Annotated in this window: 16 protein-coding genes and 1 pseudogene; 10 read left to right on the top strand and 7 right to left on the bottom strand. The window is 32.2% G+C overall.

From position 1 onward, the window contains the following. Nucleotides 1-76 precede the first annotated feature (76 nt). Complete coding sequence (locus MKX66_RS07430; protein ID WP_060751857.1) at nt 77-2,212, top strand: peptidoglycan D,D-transpeptidase FtsI family protein; 2,136 nt, start codon at nt 77-79, stop codon at nt 2,210-2,212. A 282-nt stretch (nt 2,213-2,494) separates the two neighbouring features. After that, nucleotides 2,495-3,421 (top strand): class A beta-lactamase Bla1, encoded by a 927-nt coding sequence (gene bla, locus MKX66_RS07425; RefSeq protein ID WP_431179596.1) that lies wholly within the window; start codon nt 2,495-2,497, stop codon nt 3,419-3,421. Nucleotides 3,422-3,428: 7 nt separating this feature from the next. On the opposite strand, the pseudogene MKX66_RS30835 reads toward bla, so the two are convergent. Then, nucleotides 3,429-3,515 (bottom strand): annotated as a pseudogene (locus MKX66_RS30835) (undecaprenyl-diphosphatase); the annotation flags it as partial. Nucleotides 3,516-4,122: 607 nt separating this feature from the next. Here MKX66_RS30835 and hblC point away from each other — a divergent pair. The 4 genes from hblC (at nt 4,123) to MKX66_RS07405 (ending at nt 11,020) form a co-directional block, all read left to right on the top strand. Continuing rightward, nucleotides 4,123-5,442: a hemolysin BL lytic component L2 gene (hblC, locus tag MKX66_RS07420; protein WP_341085856.1), complete on the top strand. Its 1,320-nt coding sequence runs from the start codon at nt 4,123-4,125 to the stop codon at nt 5,440-5,442. A gap of 62 nt (nt 5,443-5,504) precedes the next feature. Further along, nucleotides 5,505-6,734 carry a hemolysin BL lytic component L1 gene (gene hblD / locus MKX66_RS07415; RefSeq protein ID WP_142396323.1) on the top strand — a complete coding sequence of 410 codons (1,230 nt, stop codon included), beginning with the start codon at nt 5,505-5,507 and terminating at the stop codon, nt 6,732-6,734. Nucleotides 6,735-6,765: 31 nt separating this feature from the next. Beyond that, the gene (gene hblA / locus MKX66_RS07410) at nt 6,766-7,899 is read left to right on the top strand and encodes a hemolysin BL binding component B (RefSeq protein ID WP_002016983.1); all 1,134 of its coding nucleotides are present in this window, start codon (nt 6,766-6,768) and stop codon (nt 7,897-7,899) included. A 511-nt stretch (nt 7,900-8,410) separates the two neighbouring features. Continuing rightward, nucleotides 8,411-11,020 carry a putative mucin/carbohydrate-binding domain-containing protein gene (locus tag MKX66_RS07405; RefSeq protein ID WP_341085855.1) on the top strand — a complete coding sequence of 870 codons (2,610 nt, stop codon included), beginning with the start codon at nt 8,411-8,413 and terminating at the stop codon, nt 11,018-11,020. 681 nt (nt 11,021-11,701) lie between these two features. Here MKX66_RS07405 and MKX66_RS07400 read toward each other — a convergent pair. Continuing rightward, a complete protein-coding gene (locus MKX66_RS07400; protein ID WP_078177185.1) occupies nt 11,702-11,956 on the bottom strand; it encodes a DUF5065 family protein in 255 nt (84 codons plus the stop codon). A gap of 523 nt (nt 11,957-12,479) precedes the next feature. Between MKX66_RS07400 and MKX66_RS07395 the strand changes: the two genes are divergently transcribed. Then, nucleotides 12,480-13,679, top strand: a complete 1,200-nt coding sequence (locus MKX66_RS07395) for an NAD(P)/FAD-dependent oxidoreductase (RefSeq protein WP_016120229.1) — start codon at nt 12,480-12,482, stop codon at nt 13,677-13,679. 66 nt (nt 13,680-13,745) lie between these two features. Then, a complete protein-coding gene (locus tag MKX66_RS07390) occupies nt 13,746-15,182 on the top strand; it encodes an MBL fold metallo-hydrolase (protein WP_002141829.1) in 1,437 nt (478 codons plus the stop codon). A 502-nt stretch (nt 15,183-15,684) separates the two neighbouring features. On the opposite strand, the gene MKX66_RS07385 is transcribed toward MKX66_RS07390, so the two are convergent. The 4 genes from MKX66_RS07385 to MKX66_RS07370 all read right to left on the bottom strand — a co-directional run bounded on the left by MKX66_RS07385 (nt 15,685) and on the right by MKX66_RS07370 (nt 21,279). Next, nucleotides 15,685-16,812 (bottom strand): Ger(x)C family spore germination protein, encoded by a 1,128-nt coding sequence (locus tag MKX66_RS07385; RefSeq protein WP_305927537.1) that lies wholly within the window; start codon nt 16,810-16,812, stop codon nt 15,685-15,687. Beyond that, entirely contained in the window at nt 16,809-17,912 is a 1,104-nt protein-coding gene (locus MKX66_RS07380; RefSeq protein WP_002127474.1) for a GerAB/ArcD/ProY family transporter, read from the bottom strand. Before MKX66_RS07380 ends, MKX66_RS07385 begins: the two co-directional genes overlap by 4 nt. Next, nucleotides 17,899-19,407: a spore germination protein gene (locus MKX66_RS07375; protein ID WP_002085466.1), complete on the bottom strand. Its 1,509-nt coding sequence runs from the start codon at nt 19,405-19,407 to the stop codon at nt 17,899-17,901. Before MKX66_RS07375 ends, MKX66_RS07380 begins: the two co-directional genes overlap by 14 nt. A gap of 828 nt (nt 19,408-20,235) precedes the next feature. Then, nucleotides 20,236-21,279 carry a Fic family protein gene (locus MKX66_RS07370; protein WP_098636732.1) on the bottom strand — a complete coding sequence of 348 codons (1,044 nt, stop codon included), beginning with the start codon at nt 21,277-21,279 and terminating at the stop codon, nt 20,236-20,238. A 1,085-nt stretch (nt 21,280-22,364) separates the two neighbouring features. Here MKX66_RS07370 and MKX66_RS07365 point away from each other — a divergent pair. After that, nucleotides 22,365-22,592, top strand: a complete 228-nt coding sequence (locus tag MKX66_RS07365; RefSeq protein WP_050551317.1) for an ArsR family transcriptional regulator — start codon at nt 22,365-22,367, stop codon at nt 22,590-22,592. 179 nt (nt 22,593-22,771) lie between these two features. On the opposite strand, the gene MKX66_RS07360 is transcribed toward MKX66_RS07365, so the two are convergent. Next, entirely contained in the window at nt 22,772-23,899 is a 1,128-nt protein-coding gene (locus tag MKX66_RS07360) for an alpha/beta fold hydrolase (RefSeq protein ID WP_050000495.1), read from the bottom strand. Between the two features lie 147 nt (nt 23,900-24,046). On the opposite strand from MKX66_RS07360, the gene MKX66_RS07355 reads away from it, so the two are divergent. Further along, nucleotides 24,047-24,622 carry a TetR/AcrR family transcriptional regulator gene (locus tag MKX66_RS07355; protein WP_002016995.1) on the top strand — a complete coding sequence of 192 codons (576 nt, stop codon included), beginning with the start codon at nt 24,047-24,049 and terminating at the stop codon, nt 24,620-24,622. Nucleotides 24,623-24,847: the final 225 nt, after the last annotated feature.

Below are 24,847 nucleotides of genomic sequence, written 5' to 3'. Positions count from 1 at the left end.
TATATAGGGAACGCTTTTAGTATATTTATTTACTAAGTATTAGTGAGGATTTCCTGAAGAATTATATGGAGGATTTATGAAAGAACAAAAAGTAAAGAAACAGAAGACATATATATCTATTCGATTGAATATAATGTTCCTTTGCATATTTGTACTATTCTCAGCTATTATTATGCAGCTAGGAAAAGTACAAATCGTTGAGGGAGAGGCTTATAAGAACCAAGTGGAAAACAGTCAAAATGAAACAACTAGTATACCAGTTCCACGTGGACAGATTCTAGATCGAGAAGGGAAAACGGTCGTTAATAATAAATCTCTTCGCACAATTACGTATACAAGGGTGAAGGGGATTACGAGTGAAGATATTTTAAAAACAGCAAAAGACTTGGCGAAGGTACTTGAAATGCCTGAGCAAGATATAAATAAATTAACCGATATCGATAAAAAAGATTTCTGGATGCAATTGAATACGAAACGTGCGGAATCAAAGATTACTAAAAACGACATAGGAAAGTTTAAAGAAAAGGGAATAGAGGGAAAAGAACTAGACAAAAAAATTCAAGACTTAAGACGAAGTCGCGTTACAGAAGTAGAATTGGCAGAATTAACAGCACAAGATTTAAAGGTGTTAGCTATTAAAAGTAAAATGAGTTCAGGTTATCAACTGACACCACAAATTATAAAAAAAGATGTGACAGATCAAGAATATGCGCGGATAAGTGAAAAACTTGCGGAGTTTCCAGGAGTAGATACAACAGTTGATTGGGAACGTAATTATGTAAATGGTAATTTATTTCGTTCCGTGTTAGGTAATATTACAAGTAGTGAAGAAGGATTACCGAAAGAAAACTTAGATTCTTATTTGGTACGTGGATATAACCGTAATGATCGTGTAGGAAAAAGTTATATTGAACAACGATATGAAGATGTATTACACGGCACAAAAGAAGAAGTGAAAAACATTACTGATAAATCAGGAAACATTATAAACACAGAAATAATCTCTAAAGGAAAAAGTGGTAATAGTTTAACATTAACGATTGATATGGAATTACAAAAGAAAGTGGAAGAAAGTATAGAGAAAAATTTGAGAGCTTTTAAGAGTTCAGAGCCATTGTTGGACCGAGCGTTTGTCGTCATGACAAATCCAAATAACGGACAGATTTTATCTATGGCAGGCAAAAAGATTGTAGAAAAAGAAGGGAAAATAGAGATTGAGGATTTGGCATTAGGTAACATGACAACTTCGTATGAGCTAGGATCAGCTGTAAAAGGCGCAACGTTATTAACTGGATATGAGACAGGGGCAATACAGCCAGGAGATCAATTTTATGATGCACCGATGAAATTTAAAGGTACACAAGCCAAGAAATCATGGAATGTATCCGGATTTGGTAATATTAATGATTTACGAGCTTTACAAGTATCTTCGAATGTATACATGTTCCAGACAGCTTTAAAAATTGCGGGAGTTAATTACGTACCAAATGGTTCATTGGATATTAAACAAGAAGCATTTGATAAAATGCGTTATTATTTTAAACAATTTGGTCTAGGTGTCCCAACAGGTATTGATTTACCGAATGAAATAATTGGGCAAACGAGAAAAGTAGATAGTCAACCTGGGTTTTTACTAGATTTTTCTATCGGTCAGTATGATACGTATACGCCATTGCAATTGGCACAATATATTTCAACTATTGCAAATGGTGGATATAGAATGCAACCCCAAATTGTACAAGAAATACGAGAGCAATCAATAAAAGAAGAAGAGGTCGGTAAAGTTATACGCTCTATAGAGCCTGTCGTATTAAATCGAGTTGATATGAAGAAAGAACATATTGATCGGATAAAAGAAGGCTTTAGATGGGTATTCCAAGAAGGTGATGGAACTGGCGTGAAGTATTTCAAAAATGCGCCATATAAACCAGCAGGAAAGACAGGGACAGCTCAAACTGTATATGGTGGAGATGATCCAATTGGTAGAAATGCAAAAGGAGAACGTATGGAATGTTATAACTTAACATTAGTTGGATATGCTCCATATGATAATCCGGAAGTAGCATTTTCTGTAGTAGTCCCATGGCTTCATGATGATAAAAATGGAATTAATTCTATAATTGGAAAGGAAATTTTAGATGTATACTTTGATTTAAAAAAGCAACGTATACATGGTGAAGCTGCTAGTATAGATAGTTCGAATCAAAATTAGTAAAATTTGTGCACTTTTCTCAGGGGAAGAGACCCTGTTTATATAAAAGCCTTTATAAGTTAAAGAAAAAGGAAGATTTGAAATAAGAGATAGCGGCTATCATAGTTGCTATCTCTTACTTTTGTTAATATCTTGGCTACTAGTTAAAAAGGTTTTAAATTTATGGAACAAACTTGTTTCTTAGATGGTCTATTATGTGTACGTATAAAAACAGGTTTTCAAATAGGATACAGTGTATTGAATTTACTACTTGTTTTCAGTATTGAAAATTTGAAAGGAATGATGATTTTGAAAAACAAGAGGATGTTAAAAATAGGTTTATGTGTTGGTATATTAGGTTTAAGTCTTACAAGCCTAGAAGTTTTTACAGGAGGGGCATTGCAAGTTGAAGCGAAAGAAAAGACCGGACCAGTTAAACATAAAAATCATGCGACGTATAAAGAATTCTCTCAACTTGAGAAAAAATTTGATGCTCGATTAGGTGTGTATGCTATTGATACTGGTACAAATCGAACAATTGCTTATCGACCTAACGAAAGATTTGCCTTTGCATCAACCTACAAGGCATTAGCGGCAGGAGTATTGCTACAGCAAAACTCAACTGAGAAATTAAATGAAGTTATCACTTATACGAAAGACGACTTGGTGGAATATTCACCCATTACAGAGAAACATGTAGATACAGGCATGAAACTTGGGGAAATTGCAGAGGCGGCTGTTCGTTCCAGTGATAATACCGCCGGGAACATTTTATTTAATAAAATAGGCGGACCTAAAGGATATGAAAAAGCACTTAGACAGATGGGTGATCGGGTTACTATGGCTGATCGCTTTGAGCCAGAGTTAAACGAAGCTACTCCAGGAGACATTCGTGACACTAGTACAGCGAAAGCCATTGCTACCAATCTTAAGGCTTTTACGGTCGGAAATGCACTTCCAGCTGATAAACGTAAAATTCTTACAGAGTGGATGAAAGGAAATGCTACAGGAGACAAACTTATTCGTGCAGGCGTACCAACTGATTGGGTAGTTGGAGATAAATCAGGAGCTGGAAGTTATGGGACACGAAATGATATTGCTATCGTTTGGCCACCGAACAGGGCACCTATTATCATTGCGATCTTATCTAGTAAAGATGAGAAAGAAGCTACCTATGATAATAAATTAATTGCAGATGCAGCTGAAGTTATAGTTAAGGCTCTTAAATGATAATTTCTCAATTCTTTATGTAATGTAATTGAAAATAGGAACCTAGAAAGCGATTCTTTTTACTGTGAAAAGAATCGCTTTTTTGTATTCCTATAATGAGTAGTAAGTATATAAGCGAAAATTATTATTTCATGGACAATTTATCCCCTAAAGTGCATGAGGGAAATTTTCTCCTGTGGTGTTCGTAGCAATATGATTGTTATGTATACGATAATAATATTTTGGAGTAGTTAAGCTAGATACTCCTATATGGATATGTAATTTTACATATCCATATAAAAGACACATATGTGTTAATCACTATTAAATTATATTGAAATCATTTTTAAGTAAGGGGTTCATATAGATTTAAGGGAATCAAAGAATTTTTATGTTTAATTATCATAGTATAATTATTTCACTTTATGAAATGAAATTTGTATTTAACCTTTTTAAATATAATATTTTTAAATTCGAATAATAAATATCTGAAAAATTAAATTTAATCAATGTGATTTTCAGGTTTACTTATGAAAAACATAGTGTTTAAAATGAGGGGGAAGTAAGGTCCTTATATTATATCAAAAATAAATAAAAAACGAGATACGATTACTCTATCGAAAAAATTTCTATCCTCAAGTGTGTGTGATGAAATCCTAACGTTAGGTTGTACAAAATTTACGATTAAAACTGTAAAAAACAATAGTGAAGAGGTGTACGGAATGAAGAATAAAATTATGACAGGATTTTTAATAACATCAATCGTTACTGGGGCGACTATTCCTATCAATACTCTCGCAATGCCAATCGTTCAGGCAGAAACGAAACAAGATAATATAGATATTTCCTCAGCATTACGAAAAATAGGTGCACACTCCAAATTAACACAAACCTTTATAGATGGAGCCTTAGCGAGTCCGAATGTACAACTTGAAGAAGTTCCATCTTTAAATACAACTCAATTTCTAATTAAACAAGATATGAAAGAGTGGTCATCAGAACTATATCCAAAATTAATTCTACTAAATTCAAAAAGTAAAGGATTTGCAGCCAAATTTAATAGCTATTATCCAACATTAAAAGGATTTGTAGATAATAAGGAAGATAAAGAAGGGTTTATAGATAGACTGGAAGTTCTTCAAGATATGACTATAACAAACAAAGAAAACGTGCAACGTCAGATTAATGAGTTAACAGATCTTAAACTACAGGTAGATAAGAAACTGAAAAATCTTGATACAGATGTGGTAAAAGCACAGAGTGTACTTAGTTCAGAGGGAACAGGAAAAATAGACAAGTTAAAAAATGAAATGCTAAATACAAAAAAATCAATTCAAAATGATTTAGAGCAAATAGCATTATTACCAGGAGCTTTAAATGAACAAGGGCTAAAGGTATTCCAAGAGATTTATAGCCTATCAAAAGATATCATTGAACCGGCTGCTCAAACAGCGGTAGTAGCGTATAACAAAGGAAAAGAAATAAATAATACTATTGTAGAAGCAGAGAAGAAAGCAGAGCAGGAAGCAACAGAAAAGGGAAAATCAGCTATAGAAATTGAAGCTGCCAAAAAAGAAGCACGTGAAGCGATAGAGAAAAGTAAAAAAGGTGAAATTGCTGCAGCTGCAGTTACAAAAACGAAAGAGTATGATCTTATGAAAGTGATTGATCCTGAAAAAATTAAAAAAACATATAGTACCTTTGCCGAAATTAATAAACTAACAGCAGAGCAAAGAGTATATTTAAATGATTTAGAGAAACAAAATCAGAAATTATATGACTTAACAACTAAATTAACAGTAGCAGATTTACAAAAATCAATGATTCTTTTCATGCAAAATGATTTGCATACATTTGCTAATCAAGTAGATGGAGAAATTGAGCTAATGAAACGTTATAAAGAGGATTTGAATCTAATAAATAATAGTATTACAAAATTAGTGACTGAAGTTGATACTAGTAACACTCAGTCTCAAAAAGATACATTAAGACGACTAAAAAATGTAACAAATCAACTCGAAGAACAAGTTTATAAATTTTAATATTAAGAATTTAGGTTTAATAAAAAGATAATAACTCAATTGAAAATAAGGAGGAGAATCAAATAATGAAATTTCCATTTAAGGTCATAACTTTGGCCACTTTAGCAACAGTTATAACTGCTACGAATGGTAGTACTATTCACGCACTTGCACAAGAACAGACAGCACAAGAACAGAAAATAGAAAATTATGCGTTAGGACCTGAAGGGTTAAAGAAAGTGTTGGCTGAAACAGGCTCTCATATTCTTGTAATGGATTTGTACGCAAAAACAATGATTAAGCAACCGAATGTAAATTTATCCAACATTGATTTAGGTTCAGGAGGGGGAGAATTAATCAAAAACATTCACCTGAATCAGGAACTGTCACGAATCAATGCAAATTACTGGCTAGATACAGCGAAGCCAAACATTCAAAAGACAGCACGTAATATTGTAAATTATGATGAACAATTTCAAAATTATTACGACACACTAGTAGATACTGTAAAAAAGAAAGATAAGGCGGGCCTCAAAGAAGGAATAGGGGATTTAATCGGTACAATTCATACAAATTCAAATGAAGTTACGGAAGTTATTAAGATGTTAGAAGCTTTCAAAACAAAGTTGTATACAAATACTGTAGATTTTAAAAATAATGTTGGAGGTCCAGATGGACAAGGGGGATTAACGGCTATATTAGCGGGAAAACAAGCACTATTCCCACAACTTCAGGCCGAAATTGAGAATTTACGTTCTACGCAGAAAGCACATTTTGATAATGTATTAGCCTGGTCAATTGGTGGTGGATTAGGAGCAGCTATTTTAGTTATTGGAACGATTGCAGGAGCGGTAGTAATTGTTGTGACCGGTGGCACAGCGACACCAGCTGTTGTTGGTGGTCTAACAGCTCTAGGGGCAGCTGGTATCGGTTTAGGAACAGCAGCTGGTGTTGAGGCATCTAATCATATGAACTCCTATAATGAAATTTCGAATAAAATTGGAGAATTAAGTATGAAAGCTGATTTAGCTAACCAAGCAGTTATTTCACTTACTAATACAAAAGACACTTTAACATATTTGTATCAAACAGTTGATCAAGCAATTATGTCTCTAACAAGTATTCAGCAACAATGGAATACGATGGGAGCGAATTATAAAGATCTATATGATAATATCGACCAAATGCAAGAACATAAACTTTCTTTAATACCTGATGATTTAAAGGCTGCAAAACAAAGTTGGAATGATATTCATAAGGATGCAGAATTCATTTCAAAAGACATTGCTTTTAAACAAGAAAAAACAAATTAAAAATCAATATATATGTATAGGAGGAATTAAAATGAATAAAAACTTTCCTTATAAACTACTTGCTGTATCGACGTTTTTAACTCTGACAACAACTACTGTAGTTTCTCCAGTGGCAGCCTTCGCAAGTGAAAGTAAAATGGAACAAACTAGTACCGAAGATATATCTCTTTCTGTAAACAGCGAAAAGATGAAAAAAGCTTTGCAAGATGCTGGGGTATTTGCAAAATCCATGAATGATTACTCTTATTTGTTAATTAAAAACCCAGATGTTAACTTTGAAGGCATTGACATTAAAGGATATACAAATCTACCTAGTCAAATTCTACAAGATCAAAAGAATGCAAGAGAGCATGCTACGAAATGGGATTCACACATAAAAAAACAACTTTTAGATACACTGACGGGGATTGTAGAGTATGATACTAAATTCGACAATTATTATGACACATTAGTAGAAGCGATTAATGAAGGGGATGCAGACACATTAAAAGAAGGCATGACAGATTTACAAGGTGAGATTAAACAAAATCAAGCATATACACAGAATTTAATACAAGAACTGGCTAAGTTAAGAGATAGTATTGGAGAAGATGTCCGAGCATTTGCAGGTCATAAAGATATTTTGCATTCGATTCTGAAAAACCAAGCATCTGGAATTGATGAAGATGAAAAGCGCCTAAATGAAGTTTTAGAGCAAGTAAGACATTTTAAACAAGTAGAATCAGATGGAATAATAACTGTATCAATTCCCTCAATTCCTACGTGGATTGCTGGTGGTGTAATGATAGGGGTAGCAAGAAATAATTTAGGTACGTTAGAGCCGTTGTTAGCACAATTACGTCAGACTATAGATTATAAAGTAACATTAAATCGTGTAGTTGGTGTTGCGTATAATAATATTAATGAAATGCACAATGCGATTGGATCGGCTATTAATGCACTTACCTATATGTCTGCACAATGGCATGATTTAGATTCTCAATATTCGGGAGTGCTTAGTCATATTGATAAAGCATCCCAAAAAGCGGATCAAAATAAATTCAAATTCCTAAAACCTAATTTGAATGCAGCGAAAGATAGTTGGAAAACATTGAGAGCGGATGCGTTTACATTAAAAGAAGGGATAAAAACATTAAAAATGGATCCTGTTTCTTCAAAAAAATAGCGGAATACAGTATTTGTTGCAAGGGCATTTATACAGTTATAAAATGATTTTTTGTTCTTTATAAATTGAAAAGACGGAGGTATCATCAGGCCTCTGTCTTTTATTTTATTGAAATATTTTTATAATTCCATCCTATATGTAGAAAGTAGTTATACAAGTTTGAATTTTTAAGGTGAATGATTTTTATGAATTTTTCCATAAAACCTAATCTATGATTAGTGAGCTTTATATTCTTATTTTCCTAATTGAATACTTTTATACAATTAGATGGAAGTTAAGAATACTAAATCAAAACATAATAGGTTGTTATTGATGAGTTTATCGTAAAGTTGTTATTTTATGTGTCATCAAATAACATTTATAAACAATTAGAAATAAAGAAAAGGAGACTATTATGAGAAAAAATAGAGTATTAGATACAACATAAATAGCGTAAAAAATTTTTGGTGTAAAAACGTAATAAATAAAATAATAATCCTTAAATGTACTAAGGGAAAATGAGGGAGATAATATGGGGAATAACTCAAAATATAAAACTAGAAAAATACTTGCAGCTACCGCTACAGTAACTATGCTTACGACTGGAATGGTTTCTTCATCAGATGTCTTTGCAGAGGAAACAAAGCAGCAAAAAAAAATATCGACATCACTGCAAGAGGAAAAGTCAGTTAAATCAGAAAACAGAATATATACAGTCCCAGGAAAAGGGGATGTTGAGGTACTGAAACAACAGGAAAGAAAAAGTATGGCATTTAGTCCATATGAACCCACTGGTTTATATGCAAAGCCAAATGAACAAATAACGATTAATGTAGAAGGAAATCAAAATATTCAAGCATACATTGGAACGTATTCGTATGATGCTTCTTGGAGAGAAGACTCTAAAATAAAATCATTTACATTAAAACCTGGTATAAACACAATCCAATCTCCAAATGGGGGGATGATTTATTTTTATAATAAACAACAAGGTGGTACCATTCGAACAACAGTCACAACAGGTGGAACGACTACTCCTTTTTTTGAACTAGGAAAGCATACGAAACAAGATTTAATAAACATGCTGGACCAATATCCCAATGCACATGCAGTGGAGTTAAAAGGAGAACGTGTATTAATTACGGCCAGCCCTGCACGTGTTAAGAAATATTTGTTAGGTTCTAATACAGATCCTGTACAACTCTTAAAAAAGATGGATGAAGCTACTCGAATTCAAGACAAAGTAGCTGGTTTATCCGGGGAACAAGTAGATAAACATTATATTCATTACGTAGAAGAAAATCATTCTCCCGATTATTATATGTATGCAACTTCTTATCGAACCGCATATGTAGGAGATGCAATCCAATACGTGCTAGATATTAATAAATTTATAAAAGATGGCTGGGGTCCTTGGCATGAGGCAGGGCATTTGAGACAGCAATCACCTTGGAAGTTTTATAATATGACAGAAGTACAAAATAATATTTACAGCCTTTCTGTAGAAAAAGCATTTACATCTAATCAATCTTTTAGATTGCAACAGGAGGGCGCTTATACTAAGGCATTTCAATACTTAGAACAACCTAATAAAAATTATGACGAAGTTAGTGATGTTTTTGTTAAGCTTGTTATGCTTTGGCAACTACAGTTAGCATATGGAGAGGACTTCTATCCTAAATTGCATCAATTGTATAGAGACATGTCTTCAAGTGAACTTCCACAAACTGATGAAAATAAAAAACAATTATTTATGATTTCGGCATCAAAAGTAGCCAAACAAAATTTGATACCTTTCTTTGAGAAGTGGGGATTGCGTCCAAATAACGATACCATTCAAAAAATGGCTGCATTAGGATATCCGATTTTAACAGCAGAGATTTGGAAGGGTACGGATTCTAATCCAATTAAACCAGATGTGCCTAATGAAAATAATATTTTAGAAGGAAGCCAATTTGCATGGTCACTAAAAGGGATTAGTGATTTCGAATTTGCTAAAATCAATTTCAATAAGTCGACAGAAGAAATGCAAATTGACTTAAAAGCAGGCGTACCGCATCATTATTTTAATGAAACATATGCGAGTATTAAAGTGCAAAATGCATCAGGAAAAGTAGTATACAAGAAAGACATTTATGGAAACAAGCAACAAAATGCTGAATCGCAAAAAGTTCCAGTCAAAGTAGGCGATTATATTGAGTTAACACATTTAGAAGGTGTGCATAGAGCTACTTTCACAAATGTAGACAACAGTAAACAAGAAATCTTTGGAAAAAAAGCAATGTATGAAGTCACAAAAGAAGGCTTGAAGAAAGTAGAAAAAATGCCAGAAGCAACAATTTTAGATGGAAATCAATTTGCATGGTCACTAAAAGGAATTAGTGATTTCGAGTTTGCTAAAATCAATTTCAATAAGTCGACAGAAGAAATGCAAGTTGACTTAAAAACAGGCGTACCACATCATTATTTTAATGAAACATATGCGAGTATTAAAGTACAAAATGCATCAGGGAAAGTAGTATACAAGAAAGACATTTATGGAAACAAACAACAAAATGCTGAATTGCAAAAAGTTCCAGTTAAAGTAGGCGATTATATTGAGTTAACACATTTAGAAGGTGTGCATAGAGCTACTTTCACAAATGTAGACAACAGTAAACAAGAGAGCTTTGGAAAAAAAGCAATGTACGAAGTTACAAAAGAAGGTCTGAAGAAAGTAGAAAAGATGCCAGAAGCAACGGTTTTAGACGGAAATCAATTTGGTTGGTCTTTAAAGGGATATAGTGATAGAGAAATCGCAAAAGTAGATTATAATAGGGTAACAGAGAAAATGCAGGTGAATTTAGAAGCAGGCGTACCACATTCTTATTTTAATAATACGTATGCAAGTATCAAAGTACAGAATTCATCCGGTAGTGTTGTGTACAATAAGGAAATAGTGGGAAATAGACAGCAAACTGCTGAAAGACAAACTGTGCCAGTCAAAGTGGGAGATTATATCGAGTTTACCCATATAGAAGGGGAAGCAGTAAAGGAAAAGACACGGGCTACACTTATTAACCTTGAGAATAATAAACAAGAATATATAGGTAAAAAAAGAACCTATCAAGTTACTTCTACGGGATTAAACAAAATAGATTAACATGAAGAACATTCAAATTATTAGTAAGATGCTAAATAGTGGTTCATTATGAACGGCTATTTGGCTTTTATTTATATAAAAGTGAAATATAATCCAATGTTTAATGATTTATTAGAAGTAAAAAGGTAGGTATTATATAAAAGAAAATGAATAATTTATGCAGAGCTTGTATACGGTATTATTATTTAACTATTCTAAAATCAATTGATAAAAACGCTGGAATGTTTTTTAGAAAACAACTGACTCCATAGGTGGAATTTGGAAGATTAATTCTATTTTGGAGTTTATTTTTATAAGGAAATTCACATACGTGGATTAGTATTAAGATTCAAAATGTAAAATATCTAAAGACCTAAGTACAAGCACACATTTTAAATAAAAAAAGTGAGAAGAATGAATAACATTCTTCTCACTTTTAGCAATTAGGGTCGGCATATACATAAATATGCGTTTGAGTGGAATTTTGGATGAAAAATCCACATGCATAGTATACCAAAATATTTAAGGCCCTTCGTATGCAATATTGCATACGAAGAGTAGGTGGATATAATAGTTAACTTACTTCTATTAAAAGTAAAATGTGTTTATATTAAAAAAGGTAAAATCCAATTAAAGCTGGTTAAGATCTTAATTCTTCATAGCTACCTAATTAATCAATTCTAGCTATTGAGTAGGAAAGAGTTAATTAATTTGAAAATGATTTGAGTAGGTAAATTCTCCGTTATACTTAATTACTGCAATATATGTCCCTTTAGTATATACATTTGTAATTGGTGTTCTCCAAATTTCTAACCCTTTAGGCGTAGTAATAAATTCTGGTTCAATTGTAATAAAGCGTTGTAAAGTACCGTCAGGGTGAACCTTGAAAATCTTCATTTTGGCACCAAAATGCGCTCTACCAAAACGTTGAGTTAAGTAGAAAGTATCTCCTGTTATGAGGTGTTCAATATTCCAGTCGGGTTGGTATGTACTATTTTCAGCTCCCTATAAATCAAAGGCTACGGGAAATATGGTAATAGCAATTCTCACATTATTGAGGGACTGGAAAAACAACAAAGACGTTCTCAAATGCATGTATAGATATTTATAACAAAGATTCAAAAAAGAATAGGTAATATAGCTATTGGAATAAGATTGTTTTTGTCTATCTCCTGAAAAGGAGGATGGACAAACCATACCAAAGAAACTTGCATTTCATTATCTATAGAAGTGTAATGTCATTAAAGTGAGATAGGATACAGGCTAATATTGAGAAATGTAAAGTTTGTAGAGTTTGAAACAAATTAAAGAAGTAACATAAGGGATTTACGCATATAGTAATGTCGACGGATGAAGTTAACGGAATATTCGTTTTAATAAGATAAAATAATAGTATTTTTATCTTATAATATTGTTACTACGATGAAATAAGGCTAATAATTAGTTAACTTAAAAATTAAATTCAGATAGGAAGAGGATAATGAAGACCAGAGATAATTATAAAATTATTGTGATTGGCGCTGGGACTGCAGGACTATCTTCTACTGCACATTTGTTACGAAATGTATCCCTATTGAAAGAAAGTATAGCTATTATCGATTCATCTAAAAAACATTACTTCCAACCACTATGGAGTTTAGTTGGGGGAGGAATTGTTTCAAAGGAATGTACGATGCGTGATCAAGAATCACTTATTCCAAAAGGAGCAACGTGGATTCCTAAAAGTGTTGTTAAGTTGTTTCCAGATCAAAATAAGATACTTTTAGATGATGGAATGCTACTTGAATATGAGATTCTTATTGTAGCAGCCGGTATACAAATAAATTGGGGTGGTATTAAAGGCTTAAAGGAGTCTATTGGGACCAATGGGGTTTGTAGCAATTATTCTTATAAATATGTTGATTCTACTTGGAGAGAAATTGAAAAATTCAAAGGAGGAAATGCGATTTTTACCCACCCCAATACTCCTATTAAATGTGGTGGCGCCCCACAAAAAATTATGTATTTAGCAGAAGAGTATTTTTGTAATGGCGGTTTGAAAAACAGAAGTGAAGTAATGTTTTATTCTGCGAACGCTAACATATTTCAGGTACCGCGTTATGCTGAAACATTAGAACAAGTACTAGAAAGAAAGCAAATTATAACGAACTATAATAAAAACTTAGTAGAAATTATCGCTGAAAAGAGAGAAGCAATTTTTGAAGATACGCAAACACTGAAACGAGAAACAGTACCATATAGTATGATACATGTTGTTCCACCAATGGGGCCACCTAACTTTATTAAAGAAAGTGAGATAAGTGATCATCAGGGGTGGGTAGATATAAGTCCTTATACTTTGCAGCATGTAAAATATAAGAATATTTTTGGACTTGGAGATTGTACCAATTTACCTACATCTAAAACTGGAGCGGCAATTCGAAAACAAATACCTGTCTTAAAACAAAATATTTTGGACGTACTTAATGGAAGAGACTTGCAGGCTAATTATGATGGGTATACATCCTGTCCGATTGTTACAGGATATAAAAGTCTTATACTCGCTGAATTTAACTATGAACATGAGCCTCAAGAAACGTTTCCATTTAATCAAGCGAAAGAACGGTATAGTATGTTTTTACTTAAAAGGTATATGTTGCCCTATATGTATTGGAATTTAATGTTGAAAGGGATTCTATAAGGAAAGATAGAGAGTTGTTGTAACAACCGAGAAGTAATTTGAAATAAGCATTTGGAGGGAATAGCTATGCTTTTAAAATATTTTTATGATGAAAAATTAGCTCATGCTTCCTATTTAGTTGGTTGTCAGAAGGAAGGCGTAGCAATTGTTATTGATCCCAGCCGCTATATAGAACAATATATAGAATTTGCTAAGAAAGAGGGAATGGAAGTAATTGCTGCGGCTGAGACTCATATTCATGCAGATTTTCTATCTGGGTCTAGAGAACTTTCCCTTCTTTTTAATGCAAATTTATATGTATCAGATGAAGGAGATAGTGATTGGAAATATCAAAATCTTAACGAGGGCCGATACAATTTGGTTAGAGAGGGAACAGAGTTTAAGGTTGGTCATATAAAATTCAATGTTATTCATACCCCAGGGCATACGCCTGAAAGTATTTCCTTTTTAGTAACCGATACAAGTCAAAATAATTATATGAATGATAAACCGATAGGAATATTCACAGGTGATTTTATATTTGTAGGAGATATAGGTAGACCCGATTTATTAGAAATTGCTGTTGGTATTAAAGATACCGCAAAAATAGGAGCGAAACAATTATTTGATTCTATACAAAAAATAAAAATATTCCCTGATTATTTGCAAATATGGCCATCACATGGTGCAGGAAGTGCATGTGGAAAAGCATTAGGAGCAATTCCAACTTCCACATTAGGTTATGAAAAGATGTTTAATTGGGCGTTTCAATGTAATGATGAAGATAATTTTATATCGAATTTATTGACGGGACAGCCAGAGCCTCCAAAGTATTTTCCATTAATGAAGCATTTAAATAAGTATGGTCCACCAACTCGTAAGAAGAGAGAGATTACTGCTATTTATATAATAGAAGAACTTCAAGAAGTGATGAGGGGTGTTCAGCAAATAGTTGATATAAGGGATGTAGAGTGTTTTGCTGCTGGCCACATCGAGAAGTCAATTAACATACCTTATAACAATTCTTTCACAACTTGGTGTGGGGGGATATTAGATTATAAAAAAGAAACTTTAATAATTTTAGATGCGGAAAATGTTAAAGTGGAGGAAGTTATTAGAGACTTTGAGTCCATTGGCTTAGATAATATTATTGCTTTTGCACCTTCAAAGGTAATTCAAAGATTCCATAGTTTAGAGATTTATAAGGAAAAAACATCAAATGAATTATATCCGTTAATAAAAGATGGAAGTGTAAAGGTTATCGATGTGCGTAGTAAAAAAGAGTGGGATGAAGGACATCTTCATGATGCAATACATATCACTTTAGGTAATCTACTTGAACGGCTAGATGATGTACCGAAAAATTGTCCAATAGTTTTACAATGTCGAACGGGGTTACGTTCCGCTATAGCAGCTAGCATTTTACAAAAAGCTGATATAAAGAAAGTAGTTAATTTAAAGGGAGGATTTCTTACGTGGAAAAAAGAAGGGCTCCCCTATACAACATGTAATCAAGAAATTTGAAATATATCAAAAGAGTCAAATGGGAAGAAAATAGAATCATTTGAAATAATCTAAGGGGATAAATAATAAAATTCAATTACTATCAGTATGGGATATATAAACTAAAAATGATTTATTAAAGCCGCATTAAACGATAAAATTAAGCACAAATATGCTGATGTGTATCTATTCTATCAAAGTACATAAAACTAAAACTAAGATATTCGAACGAACTCAAAAAGCCGAAACCCCTTAACTTAGGAATTTCGGCTTTGATAATGGGATCTGGCATGTTTACTGCAATAGAGTTATAAGTTCTTAAATTCCTTAAATTAGAAACTTGTACTTGATTACCGTAGTTAAATTGTTGCCCTTTTAAAAGAACTGGTTAGAGAAAAAAGAAAAATCTATTGGTTAGCATTTAACCGAAAGATTTTTCTTTGAATTAGCGTCTTTTATATCATAATTATTGAGGAAGGGAAATTCGACTGAGAAATGCTGTCAAATAAAAGAATAGGCTAATCTAATTTCTAATGGTCCCTGTATCTTTTATTTTGACGTGTGTCTTTACATTTATTTTAGCCTCTGCTAACGCTTGCAACCAATTTCCTTTTACTTTTTTCCACTCGTTATATTGAAAAGCTCTAGCATATAACGATAATCCGATAGGATCAATTTTATTCTTTTGTAATTCATACAACATATTTTGTAATTTCTTATTAATTTCTTTTTGAACCTCATTTTCTAAATTATGTATGTTTTTTTTATTATCATAATGCTCCTTAATTAAATGTGCGTTAGTTTTTTCTATTACAGCTACATTAGCGTTTATATCGAAATTAAATACAAACTTTCCTTTTTGAAAATTAACATCTATTTTCCTAGTCGCATTCTGTATTAATATAGAAGTGTTTGGTTTTTGGCTGGATTTTTTAGGTGGAAGCACAAGGTGTAGTATCATCCGGCCTTTATTTTTGGGCTTATTTAAAAGATTGAAGAACTTAACATTTTTTTTAGGGATACGGCTTAAATATTTACCTTGTCGATCTAAAAGTGCAATTCCTACCGTGTCGATTTCATTCTTTGTTTTTTTTATAACTGGAACAGCTTGTGTCATTCCTTCTTCATTTTTTTCTCTCATTAATTGTTGAATCGTGGAAGAAACGGATTGATTATTTTGAATGGAGGATTCGATTACACTACTTATGTAAGATGGTAGTGATGGTTTATCGGGCTTATTAATTGTGAAAATTTCTTCTACAGGTCCATCAACAAGTACTACTTTAGCATTAATGGTAGCGTAAGGATCACGGTAAGAAGAATCAAGCTCCTGCATCCAATTTGCTTCTTGGGCCAATTTTTTCCCAATTAAAATGATTTCAGCTTTTGAGGCTGTCATATAGCCCGTTAACTTCGTATCTATTTTACTGAATCCATTATATACAGTGGATGCCCGCGTCCATTGCTCTATAGTACTTCTTTGCTGTTTATGATGAAAGAGTGGTATGCTTGTGCCCACTTTTATGTCTCCATTAGAAGTTCTATCTAAGGCGATTAACAGGATTAATGAAACCTGTTCAAGAGGGATTCTTTGACTACAACCGATTAAACATACACAACAAGTTACAATCCATATCCATTTTCGAATCAAAGTTGTTTCCTCCTAGTTAACCAAGTGAAAAGAATGCTGTATGCGAAAAAAAAGATTGGTAATAGAATAAAAAAAATGATATTTAAGATATCCATAAGAGAATATATAAACAAATATTGATCCACGTCGGGATTTAGAAAAATAAATAAGCCGACTATTAAAAACATAAAACTAACGAGCACCCAATTGCGAGCATTTTTTTGAAGTAAAATGGTCACAGATTCAAAACTGAAAAATAAATACGGATATATTGTAGTAGAAAATACAATCAAATAGTAAGCGATATATATAATTTCTAATCGTTCTATGAATGAAAAACGAACCCCTTTTAACAAATGAAATACTGGCCAAATTACGTCTTTTATTCCCTCCGGACTAAAGTATATATAAGAAAGAATAGTCACATATAGATAGAAAAACATGGTTCCAGTATTCGCTATTAGTATTCCTTTTATGGCTTTTTGTTTTTTTTGTAAGAACGGATAAATAAAATATGCAATTTCTAAGCCAGCATAAGGGGTAATTGTTTCTTTTGTTGCCTTTACAATAGGGGATATGCCATCTTTAAAAATAGGTAGTAGGTGTAAAGGATTGTAGTTACTCTTTAATGAAAACAGAAGAAATAGTGGCATCCAAGCAGTGAAGAAGAAAACAAGCATAGAATAACTAGTAAGAGCCCTTATCCCACTCAATGATAAAATAATAAAAGGCAATAGTAATAATATGGCGATTTGATAAGCAGGAGTGGAAGGGAATATCCACACTTTTATAATGTCAGTTGCCTTTAATAAAGTATTAAAACCAGCAAAAAATAGATAAAAGGCATATAAAAGAAGAAAAATTGTTCCTAGCCATTTACCAAAGTATGTTTTTAAAATCTGTGAGAAATTTTTGCTAGGACTTTTTTGTAACATTAATACAATAAATACGCCAATTATAGAAGTAACCATCCATCCCAGAATGATAGAAATCCAGCCATCTGTGCCAGCGGTAGTAGCAAGTGGGCTTGGCATAATTAACATACCCGATGCAAGTTGCAGTGAATGGATGAAAACAATAAATTCAAATAAAGTTATGTTTTGAAATTTAAGATTCCCCATGCGAACCACCTTCTTTTTTCTTTTTTTGTTCCGGCTGTCCTGTACTCGAGCGGGTGGTGATCATGGAAATAGGAAATCTTACAAAAGAATCTTTTAACTCTTGGAGACGAAATGGTGCAATTGGCAATCCATATGGTGAACCATAGGAAGTTAATGAAACAAAATGAGCAAATAAGAGCATTAATCCACTAACAATACCTACAATCCCATAAAAATAGGCTAATAACATCATTGGAAAACGAATAAGCCGAATACAACTTGATAAATCATAATTAGAAACAATAAATGATGCAATGGCGGTAATAGATACGATAATAACCATAACGTTACTCACAAGACCAGCTTGAACAGCCGCCTGCCCAATTACAATCCCTCCAACAATTCCAATTGTTTGTCCAATTGGTTGTGGTAAGCGAATACCAGCTTCACGTAGCATTTCTAGTGTGATTTCCATTATAAAAGCTTCCAATAAAGGAGAGAAAGGGACTTTAACTCTTGACGTTGCAATAGAAGTGTATAGATCTAAAGGAATGATTTCAAAGTGAAAAGAGACTATAGCAATATAAATTGCGGGTAAAAAAATAGCTATAATAAATCCTGCAAATCGTAATAAGCGAAAAAATGATGCAATGAGCCAATGTATATTATAATCATCTGGAGTCTGAAAAAATCCAATTAAATTCATTGGGACAATCATCGCACCAGGAGATCTATCAATTAACACTGCTACTTTTCCATCAAGTATATGATTAGAAATGGCATCTGGGCGTTCACTTAAATAAGCCTGTGGAAAAGGAGTCCAATTTTGATCCTTTGTAAAATTAGATAGTTCTCCAATGCTCAATACCGCATCCGTTTTAATTTTACAGATTCTAGTTTCTATTTCTTGGACCACATCTTCGTTTGCTACATCCCCTAAGTAAATTAAATAGACTAAAGAAGTGGCGCGTTCTCCAATTGTCATTTTTTTAATTTTCAATTCAGTAGAAGGAATATATCGACGAATTAAGCCTATGTTTTTTGTGGCATTCTCAATAAACCCATCATGTGAGCCTTTAATAGTAACTTCTGAAATGGGTTCTTGAATCGCTCTTTCTGCCCAGCCTTTTGTATTTATTAGAAGGGACCTCTTTTCTCCTTCCATAAACAGTACACATTGTCCCTCAAGTAATCCTTCTTTAATTTCATTCCACGTATATACTATTTTGGTATGAGTAGCAATAATATTAGAATTAAATATTTGACTGTCTTCATTCACTTCTTGTAATAATGGTGTAACAACATTTCCTTTTAATGCAACACCATCTGTAAGGCCTTCAAAATAATATAGTAAAATATTCGTGTTTGTTTTTAATTGCAAAGGATGTTCAATCAAATCTGCACTAATATCAAAGATGTTATCTAATGTATTTTTAAGTTCTTTTAAGTTACTTGTTTGGATTTTTTCAATGGTTTTATCTGTCTTTGTTTCTAGGGTCTTTTCATTTAAGGACAAAATTGACACCTCTTTAATATATAACGATTAGTTGTAGTTATTATTTTTATATGTTTGAATTTTATTCACTAATTTAAACGGATTGAGATCAAGAATAACTAAAATTGAAGTACTATATTATAAATTCAATAATTGAGAGTAAAAAAGTAGATGTAATTTGTGTAGAAATCTAAGTATCAAGATAGAAGTGAAATTTGAATAATTATAATAAAAAAGAACCCTTGATAGGTTCTTTTTAATAGTTGGTAAATATGTTGTCAACAATAGATGGCGATAAAGGTAGTAATTTAGATGTCTTTATGTTACTCAGCTGAATTTTGTAGGAAGAATTATTTTTTCATACCTCAATGCTCAATAAAAAAGGACATTTCATTTATTTGAGTGTTTTAGTGTATTTGAATTTTGCACGCTAACAAATTTTGTTTAGGGACAAAATGTGAAGTTTTATTCTGAAATAACAGAAAGTTAATGCGGCAAAATTCCTATTGGTAATTTGGATAGGTATCAAATATTTCTTTGGCCTTATTTTCTTGATATGACCGTACGTTTATATGTTTCTAAGGGAAAGAAATATTTTCATTTTTATTACCATCTATTGTTTGATTAAGATGGTAACATGAAAATAAAACGTTTACAACCAGAAAATAAAGAAAAAATAGTAAAATACGACTTTTTTCGACAAATATTCCTATAAAACGTTTTGTAGGAATTAGTAATAATAGCTTAATATATTAAAGTGAAATTCAATGAATAAGAGTCCAAAGGCATGAATTTAAATGATAAAGTTATAATTTTCTTTTTTGAACTGTAAGTGTTTTACAAGTATAGTTAAACTTTAATCCAACTAGCATTTCTTCCTTTTGTCACTAGCTTAATATGGCCAAACAATTGCAAGGAATTTAAAGCCTTACTGATTGTACTCTCTGCTATGTCTGGATATGTGTTACGAATACACTCCTTAGTAAAGGGTTGTTTTTGTTTAAGGATAAAATCCTGAATTCTCTCCACTTTAGTATGCTTACATATAGAATCTAGAACTGTATTATGAAGATCTTTGTACGCCTCTAATATAATAGTTAAAAACGTTTTTAACCAAAAGCTACTATTATGTTCCTCGCAGTACCAATTTACCGAAGATTTATAAATCGAATTGTAATATTCAGATTCATTTTTCTTAATGTATTTATCCAGACATACATATTTTACAAATGTATTTCCACTCTTAATTAATAGCAATTGCATTAACATAAGTGCCAATCTGCCGTTACCCTGATTAAAAGGGACTATGCAATAAAAATTAAATATAAAACGAGCTATTAATAAAAGTGAATGATGGACCTTACTAGAATTTAATGAGTTATATTGATCACATAATTGTTCCATTACTTGTGGAATAAGCTCATGTGGAAGAATGCGGTAACTATTTAAGTGCATTCCGTTTTCAGGAATACCTGGAATAGTAAACGGTTTTTCGCGCCATTTGGCACTGTCAGAGGTAATGTAATGTATTAATTGAAAATGTAATTCCTGTATAGTCTCTGGATTGATTAATAAATCACAGGAATTCTTATGTACAAAAGTAAGTGTTTGATAAAAACAAAAGATAGCATCTTCCGAAATATTTTGAGGTACTATATCATCTAAAATAAGTTCTTTTAATCTTTTATTTGGGACTTTTATATCTTCATAGGTAGTAGTAAAGTTTTTTATGTAATGAAGTGGTATGGTTTTTTCTAAGCTAGTAAATATATCAGGATTTTGTTCCTGATAAGCAGCTAATTTTCCTTTTAATTCACTAATTTCACTGATTATATTTAATAGTCTCCTTTTTAATTCAATATTTTTATACTTGTCATCGAAAAAATTTCTCATTTTTATTCCCCCTGTAACCCCTTAACATGCTGTTACATAAATCTTTCCATTCTAAAGATAGTTTACAACATTATTTTGAAATAACAATATATTTATTTTGATTTTGAACTTATTTTAGAATCAAAATTGTTATTTAAATTTGATTAACGAGTTAGAACTTATGATTAATCATGTTTGAATAAAGAATGAATATACACAGATAGAAAATATAGTTTGACGTAAATTCCTTTTTATGAATTTACGAGATGAAAATATAATTTTAGAATTATTATTAGTGTAGTTTGCTGTATTATTGCTGGGAATTTACTAGAAAGTAACTAATTTTCACAAATAAAATAAAGAAATCTTAAAGAGGAATCAATAGGATCTAATTTGAATAGGCATAATCCTAACACTAAATGTGCAAATGTACAATAATTAAATGAAAAAAATATGAAAATATCGACTTTTTTCGACAAAATAAATTAAATAGAAAAACAATCTAATGTAAGAAAATTGTTGCTTTAGATGGTCTCTGCATTTCATAAATTAATATTGAAGGAATTATCAAATGGTTTTTACGAGTAATAAAAGAGTAGATATATAAATTAAATTGTGACAATTATAAAGTTAGTATTCTCCATTTTCATTATTTAATTTAACAAATTTAATAATATTAAGGTGACTTTCTATATTTAATATAAGTATTTGATGGGGTATGCTCATAAAAAGTGTCATTTTCTATATATCCATGTAGCATTTAGCGCTTGTATTGCGAAATATTTTGACATAAGTTAATTTAAATATTAGGTACAGAAACATTTTAAGGAAAAGAGTCAGTATGAAAGTACCCTGAAAAACGTTTCACCCTAAAAACGTTTTTCCTCAAGAAGATTTTCAGGAGCACTAAAGTTTTTTAATTTGTTTCTGTGCCTTATTAGATAAAAATAATGTAATAAGTTGTTTAGAAAAGGTGAAAAATTCCCCCATTATAAAATGAATTCATATCACTTAACGTCCGTATGTTCTAGTTAAAGTAGGAATTTAAAGAAAAGGAAAGGGCTAGCTCTAGTTATAATTAGTGCAATAAATAGGGGGCTACTCAAATTTTTTTGTTTGATTTAGTAAGAATAATTATAAACGAGTTAATTCAGTATAAAAAATGTAATGTTACACAATTGACGAAGCTTTTAAAAATTCCACAATCCACTGTTTCCCAACATTTATCGAAAATGAGGGGTAAGGTGCTAAAGGCTGAAAAAAAGGGTTTAGAGATGTACTATTATATTACTAATCTAAAGGCGAGTCAGATTGTTGGAATTTTAGGTTTGTAAATAAACAAAACTTCACATATTTCATTATAAGTAAAACGCAGAATAATCCCCCACAAATACGTGGGGGATTTCTTTTATGAAAATAATATCAGTCTTTTTGAGTAGTGACACGATGGTCACCATGTTCTAATGTGCTAATAAAAGAAAAATTTTGAAAGTGCTAAAACGCTTCATATTTTTCAATATAATTTATGTCGCAAAAATCTTTTAATTTCATCAAAAGCTAAGTGACGATGACCAGCCTGACAATGTTGTTCACCACCAGTTTTCTTAGTGAAAACTACAGAAGTGATGGAGGCTGCATTACATAGCTCCGATTCGATTTGCGGTAATCGGCTAATTGGAACGTACTGATCGTCTTCACCAGCCAGGAGCAATACTTCTTGATTTATGAACTGACCGATTCCTGCCATCGTATGTTTTTCAAAGTTTTTAAGTAAGTTAAATGGCGTTTTTTCACCTGTATTTTCCATACCTTTTTTAACTTTCCAGTTCAGGTCGATGCTGGTGGCCATCATTTGTTTAAACATGGTATTAATTTTGTCAGCTTCATTAGTAGCCAGAAGCGTGGTCAATTTATTCCAGATATTATCCGGCATGCGCATCTTGAGTGCATCAAGGCCACTATAAAAAATATTAAAGGCGATGACTTTGTCGATTCGTTTTTCAAAAGCGGCGGCACGCATTGCCAAGTAGCCGCCCCAAGAAGCTCCGAGAATACTAACACGGTCAAGTTTGAAATAGTCAATGACTGTGGAAACGGGCTTCTCCCAGTTGTGGATGAATTTTAAGCCGTTTTTCAGTGCTGTTCCTTGTCCAGGTCCATCAAAAACTATAATATTATAATTGATTCCTATGAGGTAGTTCATCATCTTCATCATTTCCTCCATGTAGGAATCGTAGCCTCCAAAGAAAAGTAGTGTATTACATGCGCCTGGTGTCATGAATTTGATTGCAGGAAGATAGGAATCTTCATAAGGAATTTGATAGGTTTCATACTCAAAGTCATGAAAGCCCTTATAAAAAGTTTCACGGTATTTTTGGTACACTTTTTCTTTTTTTGGATCGGATGATTCCATATAAAACTCGGCAGCCTGATAATAAACCGAAGCTAGATCGAAGTCTTTCTGATGCTCCCGCATTGCTGCATATTCTATCCAAGTGTTATACCAGCTGTCCGTGTCTGTAAGTCTTGGGATGATGGCTTGCAAATCCTGATTTGCCCGCTCATCGTCTTGATAGAAATCGTTGAAAAAACGGTTAATTTGCAAATTGAACTGTTCGTTGTTTACATACTGTTTAAACATAAAATCCCTCCTTATATTTGACTACAAGGTAAGGATAAGAGAAGTATATTAAAGAAACAACAAGCAGGAAAGGGTAAGAAGTACGAAATCGAACCATAAGGATATAAATGGTTTGATAAGCAACTTTGGGAAGGAGATTGATTATTAATGGGAGAGGATGTTCGCGTTTATAAAACGAAGAAAAATATTTCTAATACACTTATTACCCTCTTGAACGAAAAAGAGTTTGGGCGAATTACAACTAAAGATATTTGCATACATGCTATGGTGAGTAAGTCCACATTTTACAGCCATTTTGCAGATAAATATGATCTTTTGGAAAAATTAGTGCAAAATTATGTCTGCTGGTTCAAGGAAGAAATTGAATTTCGTTTCGCATTAATAGAGAATGGAAATGTGGCTCAAGCTATTAATATGATAACCGATAAGATCTCAGCGCGAAAAAAAGAGATTGCAACTTTACTCCATGTACGTGTTCCCTCAGCGGATTTACGTTTAGAATTAGAATCCATTTTATATAATGCCTGCTATTCCTATTTGAAAGAGCAGCAGGTTGAAGTAAGTGTGCCGATTGACTTTGTAGCTCAGTTGTATACAGCAAACGCAATGGTGTCAATCAATTGGTCGCTGAGCAACGATAAAAATCCAGATGTGGTTGAACTAATCGATAATATGCAGGGATATGTTTTTGACCTGATTTTGTCAGGTGGCGAGAGAATGTAATAAATCATGAAACCTGCTTAATAATGTAGTTATCGTGTGGGGTGTGGTTGTAAAAAATTAAGTAATCGATATTTGGATTTTTTGTGAATCTTTATTGGTTTTTTATAAACTCTTTACTACATAATGTTACAAAATAGAATTAATTTGCTTAATTTAGCCCCATATCAGGTTAATAAATAAACTAAATGTGTTTATGTTATTGAACTATTAATATATTAGTAGGTG

This window comes from Bacillus sp. FSL R9-9530 (assembly GCF_038008145.1).
GTDB lineage: Bacteria > Bacillota > Bacilli > Bacillales > Bacillaceae_G > Bacillus_A > Bacillus_A mycoides.
The sequence above is the reverse complement of the archived record's forward strand: the minus strand, read 5'-3'. Positions and strand labels throughout refer to the sequence as shown.